Below are 13,253 nucleotides of genomic sequence, written 5' to 3'. Positions count from 1 at the left end.
GGCGTGTGCGCGGGGCGTCGCGCGATGGGGGATGATGGCGGGGTGAGTGCCGAAGACCTGGAGAACTACGAGACCGACATGGAGCTCGCGCTCTACCGCGAGTACCGGGACGTGGTCGGGCTGTTCTCCTACGTCGTCGAGACCGAGCGCCGTTTCTACCTGGCCAACCAGGTGGACCTGCAGGTGCGGTCGGCGGCGGGCGAGGTGTACTTCGAGCTCGCGCTCGCCGACGCGTGGGTGTGGGACGTGTACCGCTCGGCCCGCTTCGTGAAGTCGGTGCGGGTGGTGACGTTCAAGGACGTCAACGTCGAGGAGCTCGCCAAGGCGGACCTCGACCTCTCGGCCGGGGCGGGCTTCGGCCGCTGACCCTTCCTGCCGCCCGGGTCCGCCCGGCCGGCTGCGCACCGACGGCGACGTCGGGGCGGTGTCGCCCCGACGTCGCCGCCACTGCTCACCTCACGATCGGTCGAACCGTCGCCGCCGCGTGTCCGCGAGGATCGCGCCGAGCGCCAGCAAGCCGAGCCCGAGCGCGGCCATCGGCTGTGCCTGCCCACCTGTCGTGGCCAACCGGGCAGCCGCACCAGGATCGCGTCTCGTCGTCGTCGTCGCCTCGGCCACGGTCGTGTGCACGGTGCGGCACAGCTCGCACGGGCCCGCCTCCGACGGGACGATGCTGTTGATGAGCTCCGCCGCGTCCGTGGCCGTCACCAGCACCGAGAACGTGAGCGTCTCGGTGCTGGTCAGCACCGGGATCGTCCACCGGAAGGTCGAGCCGTCGCGGGCGACCGAGCCGGCCGTGACCGTCGGGTCACCGATGATGTCGGCGACGCCGATCAGCCCGGACAGGTCGTCGACCACCAGGACGTCACGAGCCTCCACGCCGCTGACGTAGGTCGCCGTGAGGGTGTACGTGATGACGTCGCCGGCCCTGACGACCGTCCCTGAGGGCGGGTTGCTCGTCTTGGCGGTCCTCCACACGGCGGGCCCGTCGTCGTTGAGGAACGTGCAGGACACGGACGCCCCCACCGGGACGCTCACGATGAACCGTCCGTCGGCGGCAGGGCGCACCGGCACCGCGCCGTCGGCGTCGGAGCACGTGGGACCGATGAGCTCGTACCCGAGCGTCGGTGGCGCGGTCTCCCAGATGTAGTAGTCGGTGACGGGGCGCACCGTGACGGCGAACCCGGCGACCGAGCCCGGCGCCGAGACGGTGTCGATGCCGTCGACGGCGTCGACCGGCTCGATGTGCAGCGTCCAGTGGTCCGGCTGCTGGATGCCTCCGCCGCTGTTGTCCACCGTCTTGACCAGCCGCAACGTGGCGGCCTGGTTGAGGGCGGTGCAGCGGACCCGGTGACCGGTGTGGACCGTGACCAGGCCGTCCCGACCGTCGGAGTAGCCCGGGACGGTGTTGCCGTCGGCATCCAGGCGCTCGCACGCCCAGCTGGCCGTGGTGCCCTCGGCGGCGGCCTCGTCGACGAACGGGACGTAGCGAGGGTCGCCCCCGCCCTCGGCGAGCAGGTAGCGCTCCTCGGGCGTGACCTCAGCCTCGACGCCCGACGTCCCGCCCGGGAACGCCAGGGCGTCGTCGCCGCCCCGTGCGCTCAGCGTCCAGCCGCTGACGTCCGCGGAGCCGTTCACGGTCTTCGCGAGCTGCAGGCGTGCTGTGCACTCGACCTCGTTGGTGACGGTGAGGTTGTTCGCGCCCTCCGCGAGCGTGACGTCGACGGGGTCGGCCAGGCCGACGGTGCCGTCGATCGTCGCCCCGCGGATCGTGCTGCGCGTGACCTCGCAGAGCTCGAGGCCCACGACGCGGGTCGTCTCGGAGACGGTCACCGTGTCACCGTTCGAGTAGCCGTCCTGGGTGGTGCTCCACGGTGCGCTCGCGCCGTCGAGCAGGAGCGTGGCCTCGAGGCCGTCGAGCTGCTCACCGTCCGGCACCGCCGCCGCACCGTTGACCACCCATTCCTTCGCGACCGTGATCGTCGACGGGTGCGAGGGGTGAGTGGTCGGGGTCGGGGTCGGCGTCGCGGTCGGTGTGTGGGTCGGTTTGGGCGTGTGCGTGGGCTCTGGTGTGTGGGTCGGCCTGGGCGTGTGCGTGGGGTTGGGTGTGTGGGTCGGTTTGGGCGTGTGCGTGGGGTTGGGTGTGTGGGTCGGTTGGGGCGTGTGCGTGGGCTCCGGGGTTGTGGTCGGCTCGGGCGTGTGCGTGGGCTTCGGGGTGTGGGTGGGCTTGACGGTCGGTGACGGCCCCGGCCCATCGGTGTGCGTCGGCTTCGGCGTCGGATACGGGTGCGCGGGGGTCTCGGTCGGCTGCGGACCCGGGTCGCCGTGGGTCGGACGCGGGCCCGGTTCGTGACCGTGCGTCGCGGGATCCGCGTCCGCCGTGGCCGCGACGTCTTCGGTGACGGGGTCGGCGGCGGGCGGGGCGTGCTCGGTGGACGTGACCGGCTCGGTCGGGGCGGCTTCGGCGTCCGGCGTGCTCGCGGCGTTCTCGACCGTGTCGGACACCTCAGGCGCCTCGGTGGCGTACGCGAGCGGACTCGCCCCGATCGTGACCAGCACGGTCACTGCCGCAGTGGTGAGGCCGACGGCGGCTGACCGCCAGCGCCGGTGGTGCGGTCGTGGGTGACGTGAATCGAGTCCGATCATGATCCCCCCTAGTACCTTATGTCCGGGTTTGGCACGTTATCAGGACGGGGCTCGTCCGTCACTGGGTGCGGCGGAGAGGTCGGCGGCGCGGGGCTGCGGCCCAGGATCAGCCGTCCCCAGGCGCGTCGGCTGCCTGCGGGTCCCCAGCGATGGCCGCCCGCCACCCGCCGGTCCTCCGCAGGAGCGAGGGTCGTGCGCGGAGGTGGTCCCGTGCGGGCGACGGATGCGGTGGGCAGGTACGGCGAGGACGTCGCGGCGGCGTTCCTGGTCGGTGAGGGGTGGACTGTGCTCGACCGGAACTGGCGGGGGACCCGCGGTGAGCTCGACCTGGTCGGGCTCGACGGCTCCGAGCTCGTGGTGGTCGAGGTCAAGACCCGCCGCAGCACGGCCTTCGGGCACCCCGCCGAGGCCGTCACGGCGCGCAAGCTCGCTCGGGTGCGCCGCCTGACCGCGGAGTGGCTGCGCACGCACGACGTGCGACCGGCCTCGGTGCGCGTCGACGTGGTCGCCGTGCTGCTCACCGGCCGCGGTCCGGCCCAGGTCGAGCACCTCGTGGGGGTGGTCTAGGTGGCCCTCGGACGGACGCTCGCCGTCTCGCTGCTGGGACTCACGGGGCACGTGGTCGAGGTCGAGGCGCACCTCGCACCCTCGTTGCCCGCGTTCAGCCTGGTCGGGCTGCCCGACGCCGCGCTCGGCGAGGCGCGCGACCGGGTCCGGGCCGCCGTGGCGTCGAGCGGTCTCGCATGGCCGAACCGGCGCATCACCGTCAACCTCACCCCGGCGACGCTGCCCAAGTCGGGATCGGGCTTCGACCTCGCCATCGCGGTCGCCACCCTCGCGGGAGCGGGCCTGCTCGACGCCGCCGCGGTGCGGGACGTGGTGCACCTCGGCGAGCTCGGTCTCGACGGTCGGCTGCGGCCCGTCCGGGGTGTCCTGCCCGCCGTCGCGGCCGCCGTGGCGGCCGGCCACCCCCACGTCGTCGTGCCCGCGGCCAACGCCCGTGAGGCAGCGCTGGTCCCCGGCGCCCACGTCACCGCCGCGCACAGCCTGGCCGAGGTCGCGCGCCGCGGTGGCGCCGACGTCGAGGTGCCCGACGTGGTGCCGGTCGGTGCTGTGCACCTGGACGGCTCGTTGGCCGCAGCGGACGTCGCCGACCTCGCGGACGTCGTGGGCCAGGAGGACGCGCGGGCGGCTCTCGAGGTCGCGGCAGCCGGGGCGCACCACCTGCTCATGGTCGGGCCGGCGGGCTGCGGCAAGACGATGCTGGCTGCACGCCTCGCGGGCCTGCTCCCCGACCTGACCGAGGCCGAGGCCGTCGAGGTCACAGCTGTGCACTCCGTGGCGGGCACGTTCGACGCCGACGCCGGGCTCGTGCGCAGGCCGCCGTTCGAGGACCCGCACCACACAGCGACCCCCGCGAGCATCGTGGGCGGCGGCAGCGGGGTGCCGCGGCCCGGAGCGGCGTCGCGGGCGCACCGCGGCGTGCTCTTCCTCGACGAGGCACCTGAGTTCGCGAACGCCGTGCTGCAGACGCTGCGGCAGCCGCTCGAGCACGGCGAGGTCGTGATCCACCGTGCCGCAGGCGCGGCGCGCTATCCGGCGCGGTTCGTGCTGGTCCTCGCCGCGAACCCGTGCCCCTGCGGCCGGTACGTGGGCAAGGGCCTCGACTGCACCTGCACGCCCGATCGCCGACGGCGCTACCTGACCAAGATGTCGGGACCGCTGCTCGACCGGGTCGACCTGCAGGTCGAGCTGCACGCCGTCTCGCGCGGCGCGCTGAGCCGCTCGGTGCACGCCCTGGCACCGGGGGAGTCGACCGCCACGGTCGCGGCGCGGGTGCGTGCGGCGCGGGCCGCGCAGGCAGAGCGCCTCCAGGGCACACCGTGGCGCACGAACGCCGAGGTGCCCGGCCGCTGGCTGCGCGACCGGCTCGGACCGGACCGCGCCCTGAGCGCCGACCTCGACCGCGCGATCGACCGGGGCATGCTGAGCCTGCGCGGCGTCGACCGGGTGCTGCGGGTCGCGTGGACGCTGGCCGACCTGGCGGGGCGCGCGGCGCCCGCCCGCACCGACGTCGGGCAGGCGCTGGCGCTGCGCACCCGCGGGCAGGGTGCGCAGTGACAGCGGCTGTGACCGGCGCTGCCCCCGACGGCGTCGGCCCAGGCGATCCGGACGACGAGATGTTGGCCCGGGCGGCGTGGAGCGCGCTCGTCGAACCGGGCGACCCGGTCGCGGGGGCGCTGGTGGCCGTCTTCGGCGCGGGACCGGCGTTCCGGTGGACCCGGCTCGCCACCGCGCGGGGCGTGGACGTCGCGTTCGCCGAGCTCGGCGGGACCGGAACGGACGACGCCCTCGAACCGCTGCGACGGCGCCTGGCGAACGCCGTGACCCGGTGGGAGCCGCGGCTCGCCGCGCTCGACCCCCGGCGTGACCTGGAGCGGCTGGCCCGCGTCGGCGGGAGGCTGCTGCACCCCGCGAGCCCGTCGTGGCCCGTGGAGCTCGGCGACCTCGGTCCGAGTGCGCCGATGGCGCTGTGGGTGCGCGGCGACGGCGACCTGGCCGCACTGGTCCGACGCTCGGTCGCGCTCGTGGGATCACGGGCGTCGACCGCGTACGGGGAGCGCGTCGCGACCGACCTGGCCGAAGGGCTTGCCGCCCGAGGGGTCGGGGTCGTCTCGGGCGGTGCCTACGGGATCGACGCCGCCGCGCACCGTGGAGCGCTCGCGGTCGGCGGGTGCACCGTCGTGCTGCTCGCGGGGGGTGTCGACCGTCCCTACCCGCAGGGGAACGCCCGGCTCGTCGAGCACGCGCTGGCGTCCGGCGGTGCTGCCGTCAGCGAGGTGCCCCCCGGCGCTGTCCCGCTCCGCAGCCGGTTCCTGCAGCGCAACCGCCTCATCGCGGCCCTCGGATCGGCCACCGTGGTGGTCGAGGCAGCATGGCGGTCGGGCGCGCTGAGCACGGCCCACCACGCCGCCGCGCTCCTGCGCCCGCTGGGCGCCGTGCCCGGGCCCGTGACGTCAGTCGCCTCGGCCGGCTGCCACCGGCTGCTGCGCGAGGGCGCCGCGGTGTGCGTGACGGACACGGCCGAGGTCCTCGAGCTCCTCGCGCCGGCGGGTGAAGACCTCGTGCCCGAGCACGGCGAGGACGCTCGCCCCGGCGACGACCTCGACCAGGGCGCGCGACGGCTGCTCGAGGTCCTCCCGCGGCGCGGAGCGGCGACCCACGAGGACCTGGCACGACGTGCGGGGCTGTCGGTGGCCGAGGCACGTGCCGCCGTCGGCGTGCTCGCTCTGGCCGGCTTGGCCGAGCGGTCCGCGGCGGGCTGGGGACAGGCGCGCCGCGGGGCCGGTCCGGGCTGACGTACCCGTCCCGTTTGTCGCGGACGGGTGAAGATCCGTGCCTGCGCTGACGGCTCGCGGGGTCGCGCGGCGTGGGCCGAATGGCGTCTGAAGCCAGAGGAAGACGTGTCACGGGGCGCCGGTGGCGCCCGAATGTGCTGTGAGACACGTCACATCGCGGGGATGGTGCAGCCGGTGGGGATCGGGTGATCCGATTGGCCTTTCGGACATCTGCACACGTACCTGGCAGGCCCCGGGTGAAGTGTGACCAAGTCGGCTTGTGGGCCGAATGTGTGACACGCCACGGTAGGGGGCATGACCGCGGCGACCGAGGTGCACGCTGCGACGGACGCCTCGCGGACCGTCGCCGACTTCGCCGTCCACCTTCGGGCCCAGCGCGGGCTCTCGGAGCACACGGTGCGGGCCTACCTGAGCGACGTCGAGCACCTGCTCGCCTACGCCGGGCGGCACGGCCGACCCGAGGTCGGCTCGATCGACCTCGGGGTCCTGCGCGGCTGGCTGGCGAGCATGGCGGCAGCGCAGCGGAGCCGGTCGACGCTCGCCCGACGGGGCGCCGCGGCGCGCACCTTCTTCGAGTGGGCGGCCCGGACGGGCCGGGTCGCCGCCGACCCGGCGCTGCGGCTCGCCAGCGCCCGCGCGGCCCAGCACCTGCCGACCGTGCTCGCGGTCGACGCAGCGGCGCGTCTCCTCGACGTGGCGCGCACCCGTGCCGACGACGCCGACCCGGTGCACCTGCGCGACTGGGCGGCGCTCGAGCTCCTGTACGCCACGGGCGCCCGCGTGGGCGAGATCTGCGGGGCCGACGTCGACGACGTCGACCTCGACGAGCGCACGCTGCGCGTCGTGGGGAAGGGCGACAAGGAGCGTGTCGTGCCGTTCGGCCTGCCAGCTGCCGACGCGGTGGGTGCCTGGCTCGTGCGAGGACGTCCCGCGCTGGCCACCGCCGACTCGGGGGCCGCGCTGCTCCTCGGCAGGCGCGGCGCACGCGTCGACCAGCGGAGGCTGCGCGCGGTCTCGCACGAGATCTCGGCGCTCGCCGAGGTCGACGACATCGCCCCGCACGCGCTGCGGCACAGCGCGGCGACCCACCTGCTGCAGGGCGGCTCCGACCTGCGCAGCGTGCAGGAGGTCCTGGGTCACGCGAGCCTCGCGACGACCCAGCGGTACACGCACGTCACGGCCGAGCGGCTCCGCTCGTCCTTCCAGCAGGCCCACCCCCGGGCATGACGATCCCCGACGAGAGGAGGAGCAAGATGGCTGCACAGACGGAGTCCGTCGTGCTTCTCGCAGGCCGTACCCGCGGAGCTGTCACAGCTCCTGACGGGGTGATCCCGCAGCCGCACGGCGCCGACGTCGAGCCGGGAGCGCGGCGCCGGCTCGACGTGGTGCGGGACGAGCACGACCTCGACGTCCTGGACCGCGACCCGGTCGAGGCCGACTGGGTCGAGTTCAAGGCGCACGGCGAACGCCAGGTCCGGGACCGGCTGATCCTGCACTACGCGTCGCTCGTGACGGCCGTGGCCTCGCGGGTCGGCATGCGGCTGCCGAGCACGGTCGAGCAGGCCGACCTCGTCTCGTACGGGATGTTCGGGCTCATCGACGCGATCGAGAAGTACGAGCTCGACCGCTCCGTGAAGTTCGAGACGTACGCGAGCGCGCGCATCCGCGGGGCGATCCTCGACGAGCTGCGGGCGATGGACTGGATCCCGCGATCCGTGCGCACGAAGGCTCGGGCGGTCGACCGCGCGTACGCCGAGCTCGAGAGCGAGCTGCACCGGACCCCGAGCGAGGCCGAGGTGGCCCGGCGGCTCGAGGTCGGAGTGGGGGAGCTGCGCGCCGTCTTCACCCAGCTGTCGACCGTCAACGTCGCGGCCCTCGACGAGCTCCTGGGGTCGGGCTACGAGCGCTCGGACAAGATCTCGCTGATCGACACGCTCGGCGACGACCGTGCCCAGGACCCGGCCGGCAGCTTCGAGGCCCAGGAGACCAAGTTCCTGCTGGCTCGTGCGATCGAGCAGCTCGGGGAGCGCGAGAAGATCGTGCTCGTCCTCTACTACTACGAGGGCATGACCCTCGCGGAGATCGGCCGCGTGCTCGGGGTCACCGAGTCGCGGATCTCCCAGATGCACACAGCGGCGATGCTGCGGCTGCGGGCCAAGCTCACGGACTCCGACCGGTCCTGACCCGGGCGCGCTCGGGGAGCAGCACCACGGGTGCAGCTCCGGGCAGCAGGCCGGACGGGTCGACGTAGACGTCACCCTCGCGCACGCCCCAGTGCACGCACGACGCCCGGACGCAGTGGTGGACGGTTCCCTGGAGATGTCCCACCACCTGCCCCTGCGCCACCGTGTCGCCGGGCGACAGCGTCGACGTGACGGGCTCGAGGCTGCTGCGTCGGCCGTCGGGGTGCAGGATCGTCAGGACGTCGCGGTCCACCACGGGGCCCGCGAACGTCACGACGCCGTCGGCCGGCGCGAGCACCTCCTGGCCGGTCTGCGCCGCGAGGTCGATCCCGCGGTGGCCCGCGGCCCAGCGCTCGGGCGGGGCCTCGAACCCGCGCACGACCACGCCGTCGGAGACGGGTGGCGCGTACGGTCCCGGTGACTGCGGCCGGGCGCTGGACGGCGTCTGCGCCGCGCCCGACAGCGGGGTGGCGTCGGGCGCGGCACCGACCACCACCCCGCCGTACGTCAGGCTCCCGGCCAGGGTTCCGACCGTCAGGACCGCGAGGACTCCGCTGCGCAGGGGGTGCATGGGTGCGAGCGTCGTGGGTGCGTCGCCCCGCACGGCCGGCCGCCCCGGGGGTCTGTGGGCTTCGCACCTGCGGTACCCGCAGGGGGTGGGTCACGGGCCAGCGAGGCGGTCGGGTAAGATGACGTTCGCGACCGGTCCGCACCGGTCGACATCGCGCGTCATCTCCTCCGCCAGGACGTGCCCCCCGGGGCGCTCCGGACGAGGGTCGGCGCTGGCAGCGGTCCGGGCTCGACGAGCCCGGCGCCAGCGACGACGTGACGCCAGGGGCACCGACGATCCGTCGGGGCCGACAACCGAGATGCGGGTCCCGCACAGGGGCCCGCCCAGACGTGCGCACCGGCAGGTGCGCACCGGAAGGACGTGCCATGGCCGTCGTGACCATGCGCCAGCTGCTCGAGAGCGGTGTCCACTTCGGGCACCAGACCCGCCGCTGGAACCCCAAGATGAAGCGCTTCATCTTCACCGAGCGCAACGGCATCTACATCGTCGACCTGCAGCAGTCGCTGTCCTACATCGACAGCGCGTACGACTTCGTCAAGGAGACCGTCGCGCACGGCGGCACCATCATGTTCATCGGGACGAAGAAGCAGGCGCAGGAGCCCGTGGCCGAGCAGGCCGCACGCGTGGGCATGCCCTACGTCAACCAGCGCTGGCTCGGTGGCATGCTCACCAACTTCCAGACGGTGAACAAGCGCCTGCAGCGCCTCAAGGAGCTCGAGCTCGTCGACTTCGACGACGTCGCGGGCAGCGCCTTCACCAAGAAGGAGCTCCTCATCATGCGTCGCGAGCGTGACAAGCTCGCCAAGACGCTCGGCGGCATCCGCGACATGACCAAGGTTCCCTCGGCCGTGTGGATCGTCGACACGAACAAGGAGCACCTCGCGGTCGACGAGGCGCGCAAGCTGAACATCCCGATCGTCGCGATCCTCGACACCAACTGCGACCCCGACGTCGTGGACTACCCGATCCCGGGCAACGACGACGCGATCCGCGCCGTCGCGCTGCTCACGCGGGTCATCGCCGACGCCGCCGCCGAGGGCCTGATCCAGCGCCACGCCGGTCGCTCGGGTGCCGAGAGCGCCCCCGCGACCGAGGCCGAGCCGCTGGCCGAGTGGGAGCGCGAGCTGCTCGCCGGTGCCGAGGCCACGGCCGCCGCCGAGACCGAGGCTGTCGCGGAGGCCGTCGAGGTCGCCGAGGCCGTCGAGGTCGCCGAGGCAGTCGAGGTCGTCGAGGAGGCCGCTGCCGCCGAGAGCACCGAGACCGTTGCCCCGTCCGAGGGTGACTCCGCGTCCGCGTGACGTCGGACATCCATCGCTGACTGACGAGAAGGACGGACAACACTCATGGCGAACTACAGCCTCGCTGACATCAAGGCGCTCCGGGAGAAGACCGGCGCCGGCATGATGGACGTCAAGAAGGCGCTCGAGGAGGCCGAGGGCGACTCGGACAAGGCTCTCGAGATCATCCGCGTCAAGGGCCTCAAGGGCGTCGGCAAGCGTGAGGGCCGTGCGGCCTCTGACGGCCTCGTGGCCGCTCACGTCGGCCCGACGGCCGACGGCGAGGGCGCCACCGGCGTGCTCGTCGAGATCAACTCGGAGACCGACTTCGTCGCGAAGAACGTCACCTTCCTCACGCTCGCCGACAAGGTCCTCGCGGTCGCGGTGGACTCCTCGGCGCGCGACGCGGACGCGCTCCTGGCGACCGACGTCGACGGCTCCTCGCTGCAGGACGTGGTCGACGAGACCGCGGCGACGCTCGGCGAGAAGATCGTCGTCCGGCGCCTCGCCCGTGTCGCGGGCGAGCACGTCGAGGTCTACCTGCACAAGGTCAACAAGGACCTGCCCCCGCAGGTCGGCGTGCTCGTCGCGACCGACGCCGCGGGTGCCTCGGTGGCCCGTGACGTCGCGACGCACATCGCGGCGTACTCGCCCACGTACCTCACGCGTGACGAGGTGCCGGCCGAGACCGTCGAGTCCGAGCGGCACATCGCCGAGGAGACCGCGCGCAACGAGGGCAAGCCCGAGGCTGCGCTCTCGAAGATCGTCGAGGGTCGCCTCAACGGCTTCTTCAAGGAGAACGTGCTGCTCGACCAGGCGTTCGCGAAGGACCCGAAGAAGACCGTCGCGCAGGTGCTCGCCGAGAACGGCGGCACGGTGACGGGCTTCGTGCGGTTCCGCGTGGGAGCCTGATCCACGACGCATGAGTCAGGTGGCCCCGGCCCGCTGGGGCCGGGGCCACCTGCACATCTGGACCATCACGACCGGCACGTGGGAGGAAAAGTGGCGCAGGACGCTACGTCAGGCACCGGAAACCACGAGGAGCCCGCACGACGGGTGCTGCTCAAGCTCTCGGGCGAGACCTTCGGCGGCGGCGGTGTCGGCCTCGCACCCGACGTGGTGCAGCGCGTGGCCGCCGAGATCGCGGTGGCCGTCCGCGCCGGCGTGCAGGTCGCGATCGTCGTCGGAGGAGGCAACTTCTTCCGGGGTGCCGAGCTCTCGCAGCGCGGCATCGACCGCGCCCGCGCCGACTACATGGGGATGCTGGGCACGGTGATGAACTGCCTCGCGCTCCAGGACTTCCTCGAGCAGGCCGGGGTGAGCACGCGCGTGCAGACCGCCATCACGATGGGGCAGGTCGCCGAGCCGTACATCCCGCTGCGCGCGATCCGGCACCTCGAGAAGGGCCGCGTCGTCATCTTCGGCGCGGGCGCAGGCATGCCCTACTTCTCGACGGACACGGTGTCGGTGCAGCGTGCGCTCGAGACGCACTGCCAGGAGGTGCTGATGGGGAAGAACGGCGTGGACGGCGTCTACTCCGCCGACCCGCGCACCGACCCGACGGCCGTCAAGCTCGACCACCTCACCTACACCGACGCGCTCGTGAACGACCTCGCGGTGATGGACGCGACCGCGATCAGCCTGTGCCGGGACAACGACGTGCGCATGCGCGTGTTCGGCATGGGCGAGCAGGGCAACGTCACCCGTGCACTCCAGGGTGAGAAGATCGGCACGCTGGTCACCGCCAGCTGACCGGCCCGGCCCGCACACCCACCCGCAGACGAAGGAGCACCGGTGATCGACGAGACCCTCCTCGAGGCCGAGGAGAAGATGGACAAGGCGGTCGAGGTCGCCAAGGAGGACTTCGCGACGATCCGTACGGGACGCGCCAACGCGGCGATGTTCTCGAAGATCTTCGTGGACTACTACGGCAGCCCGACCCCGCTGCAGCAGCTCGCGTCGTTCAACGTGACCGAGGCCCGCACGATCCTCATCGCGCCGTTCGACAAGTCGTCGACGACAGCGGTCGAGAAGGCCCTGCGCGACTCCGACCTGGGCGTCAACCCGACCAACGACGGCAACGTCATCCGCGTCGTGCTGCCCGCGCTCACCGAGGAGCGGCGCAAGGACTTCGTGAAGCTCGCCAAGGCGAAGGCCGAGGACGCCCGCGTGTCGATCCGCAACATCCGTCGGCGCGCGAAGGAGGAGCTCGACCGCATCGCGAAGGACGGCGAGGCGGGCGAGGACGAGGTCGCCCGCGCGGAGAAGGAGCTCGAGGCGCTGACCAAGCGCCACGTCGACGTGATCGACACCGTGCTCACCGCCAAGGAGAGCGAGCTGCTCGAGGTCTGATGCCCCACGCCGTCCGTACCGCTCCCGTGCCGCCGCCCGTGCGCACCCCCCGCGCCGGCCGCGACCTCCCGGTCGCGGTCGTGGTGGGGCTGCTGCTGCTCGCGGTGGTCGGGGCGTCGCTGTTCATCCGCAAGGAAGGGTTCCTGCTCGTCGCCGCGCTGGCGGTCGGGGCGGGGATGTGGGAGCTCGCGCAGGCGTTCGCGCGACGCGGCATCCAGCTCCCGCTGCTGCCGTTGCTGGTCGGTGCCGTCGGCATCCTGGTCTCGGCCTACGTCGCGGGGCCCGAGGCGCTGCTCGTGGCGTTCATGCTGACCGCCGGGGGAGTGGTCGTCTGGCGCGTGATCGACGGCAACGGTGCGCCCGCGCTGCGTGACGCCACCGCGGGGATCTTCGCGGCGGCCTACCTGCCGTTCCTGGCGGGCTTCGTCATGCTGATGCTGGCGATGCCCGACGGCGCGCTGCGCGTGCTGCTGTTCATCCTGCTGTGCGTCGCGAGCGACACGGGCGGCTACGCGGTCGGCGTGCTGATCGGCCGGCACCCGCTCGCCCCGTCCGTGAGCCCCAAGAAGACCTGGGAGGGTCTGCTGGGCTCGATCGTGCTCGCGTGCGTCGTGGGCGTGGTCGGGCTGCGGGTGATGTTCGACGGCGACCCGCTCATCGGGGTGTTCCTGGGGGTGGCCACCGTCGTGACCGCGACGCTCGGAGACCTGTCGGAGTCGCTCATCAAGCGTGACCTCGAGCTCAAGGACATGGGCTCGCTGCTGCCGGGGCACGGCGGTCTGCTCGACCGCATCGACTCGATGCTGCTGGCCGCCCCGGTCGTCTACCTCATCCTGGATGTGCTCGTCCCCGTCGGGTGAGCGCG

At 73.1% G+C, this 13,253-nt stretch carries 13 protein-coding genes; 11 read left to right on the top strand and 2 right to left on the bottom strand.

Annotated features, from left to right (window positions below):
• The first annotated feature begins 42 nt into the window (after window positions 1-42).
• Entirely contained in the window at window positions 43-366 is a 324-nt protein-coding gene (locus tag ACGIF2_RS04925; protein ID WP_396044091.1) for a DUF2469 domain-containing protein, read from the top strand.
• 90 nt (window positions 367-456) lie between these two features.
• On the opposite strand, the gene ACGIF2_RS04920 is transcribed toward ACGIF2_RS04925, so the two are convergent.
• On the bottom strand, window positions 457-2,565 hold the full coding sequence (locus ACGIF2_RS04920; protein ID WP_396044089.1) for a hypothetical protein: 2,109 nt from the start codon (window positions 2,563-2,565) through the stop codon (window positions 457-459).
• A 291-nt stretch (window positions 2,566-2,856) separates the two neighbouring features.
• Here ACGIF2_RS04920 and ACGIF2_RS04915 point away from each other — a divergent pair, with 291 nt between their 5' ends.
• The 5 genes from ACGIF2_RS04915 (at window position 2,857) to whiG (ending at window position 8,188) form a co-directional block, all read left to right on the top strand.
• Window positions 2,857-3,213 carry a YraN family protein gene (locus ACGIF2_RS04915; protein WP_396044087.1) on the top strand — a complete coding sequence of 119 codons (357 nt, stop codon included), beginning with the start codon at window positions 2,857-2,859 and terminating at the stop codon, window positions 3,211-3,213.
• Window positions 3,214-4,767 carry a YifB family Mg chelatase-like AAA ATPase gene (locus ACGIF2_RS04910; protein WP_396044085.1) on the top strand — a complete coding sequence of 518 codons (1,554 nt, stop codon included), beginning with the start codon at window positions 3,214-3,216 and terminating at the stop codon, window positions 4,765-4,767.
• Between the two features lie 59 nt (window positions 4,768-4,826).
• Window positions 4,827-6,005 carry a DNA-processing protein DprA gene (dprA, locus tag ACGIF2_RS04905; protein ID WP_396044232.1) on the top strand — a complete coding sequence of 393 codons (1,179 nt, stop codon included), beginning with the start codon at window positions 4,827-4,829 and terminating at the stop codon, window positions 6,003-6,005.
• A gap of 294 nt (window positions 6,006-6,299) precedes the next feature.
• Entirely contained in the window at window positions 6,300-7,232 is a 933-nt protein-coding gene (locus ACGIF2_RS04900) for a tyrosine recombinase XerC (protein WP_396044083.1), read from the top strand.
• Window positions 7,233-7,258: 26 nt separating this feature from the next.
• Entirely contained in the window at window positions 7,259-8,188 is a 930-nt protein-coding gene (gene whiG / locus ACGIF2_RS04895) for an RNA polymerase sigma factor WhiG (RefSeq protein WP_396044081.1), read from the top strand.
• Here whiG and ACGIF2_RS04890 read toward each other — a convergent pair.
• Window positions 8,166-8,759, bottom strand: coding sequence for a M23 family metallopeptidase (locus ACGIF2_RS04890; RefSeq protein ID WP_396044079.1), 594 nt, complete (start codon window positions 8,757-8,759; stop codon window positions 8,166-8,168). The two genes, whiG and ACGIF2_RS04890, sit on opposite strands and share 23 nt — an antisense overlap.
• 365 nt (window positions 8,760-9,124) lie before the next feature.
• Between ACGIF2_RS04890 and rpsB the strand changes: the two genes are divergently transcribed.
• From rpsB to ACGIF2_RS04865, 5 genes are all read left to right on the top strand, one after another.
• The gene (gene rpsB / locus ACGIF2_RS04885; RefSeq protein ID WP_396044077.1) at window positions 9,125-10,057 is read left to right on the top strand and encodes a 30S ribosomal protein S2; all 933 of its coding nucleotides are present in this window, start codon (window positions 9,125-9,127) and stop codon (window positions 10,055-10,057) included.
• Between the two features lie 45 nt (window positions 10,058-10,102).
• Window positions 10,103-10,948, top strand: coding sequence for a translation elongation factor Ts (gene tsf / locus ACGIF2_RS04880; RefSeq protein WP_396044075.1), 846 nt, complete (start codon window positions 10,103-10,105; stop codon window positions 10,946-10,948).
• A gap of 90 nt (window positions 10,949-11,038) precedes the next feature.
• Window positions 11,039-11,788: a UMP kinase gene (pyrH, locus tag ACGIF2_RS04875; RefSeq protein ID WP_396044073.1), complete on the top strand. Its 750-nt coding sequence runs from the start codon at window positions 11,039-11,041 to the stop codon at window positions 11,786-11,788.
• 42 nt (window positions 11,789-11,830) lie between these two features.
• A complete protein-coding gene (gene frr, locus ACGIF2_RS04870) occupies window positions 11,831-12,388 on the top strand; it encodes a ribosome recycling factor (protein WP_396044071.1) in 558 nt (185 codons plus the stop codon).
• Window positions 12,388-13,248 carry a phosphatidate cytidylyltransferase gene (locus ACGIF2_RS04865; protein WP_396044069.1) on the top strand — a complete coding sequence of 287 codons (861 nt, stop codon included), beginning with the start codon at window positions 12,388-12,390 and terminating at the stop codon, window positions 13,246-13,248. Before frr ends, ACGIF2_RS04865 begins: the two co-directional genes overlap by 1 nt.
• Window positions 13,249-13,253: the final 5 nt, after the last annotated feature.

The organism is Cellulomonas sp. P22, from assembly GCF_044392165.1.
Note: the sequence above shows the minus strand (reverse complement) of the source record. Positions and strands in the feature narration are given on the sequence as shown.

What these genes read in the sequence shown, in the direction of transcription:
- dprA (WP_396044232.1), top strand. Translation starts at nt 4,827, where the DNA reads ATGTTGGCCCGGGCGGCGTGGAGCGCGCTCGTCGAACCGGGCGACCCG.
- ACGIF2_RS04890 (WP_396044079.1), bottom strand. Translation starts at nt 8,759, where the DNA reads ATGCACCCCCTGCGCAGCGGAGTCCTCGCGGTCCTGACGGTCGGAACC.
- rpsB (WP_396044077.1), top strand. Translation starts at nt 9,125, where the DNA reads ATGGCCGTCGTGACCATGCGCCAGCTGCTCGAGAGCGGTGTCCACTTC.
- tsf (WP_396044075.1), top strand. Translation starts at nt 10,103, where the DNA reads ATGGCGAACTACAGCCTCGCTGACATCAAGGCGCTCCGGGAGAAGACC.
- whiG (WP_396044081.1), top strand. Translation starts at nt 7,259, where the DNA reads ATGGCTGCACAGACGGAGTCCGTCGTGCTTCTCGCAGGCCGTACCCGC.
- ACGIF2_RS04900 (WP_396044083.1), top strand. Translation starts at nt 6,300, where the DNA reads ATGACCGCGGCGACCGAGGTGCACGCTGCGACGGACGCCTCGCGGACC.
- ACGIF2_RS04865 (WP_396044069.1), top strand. Translation starts at nt 12,388, where the DNA reads ATGCCCCACGCCGTCCGTACCGCTCCCGTGCCGCCGCCCGTGCGCACC.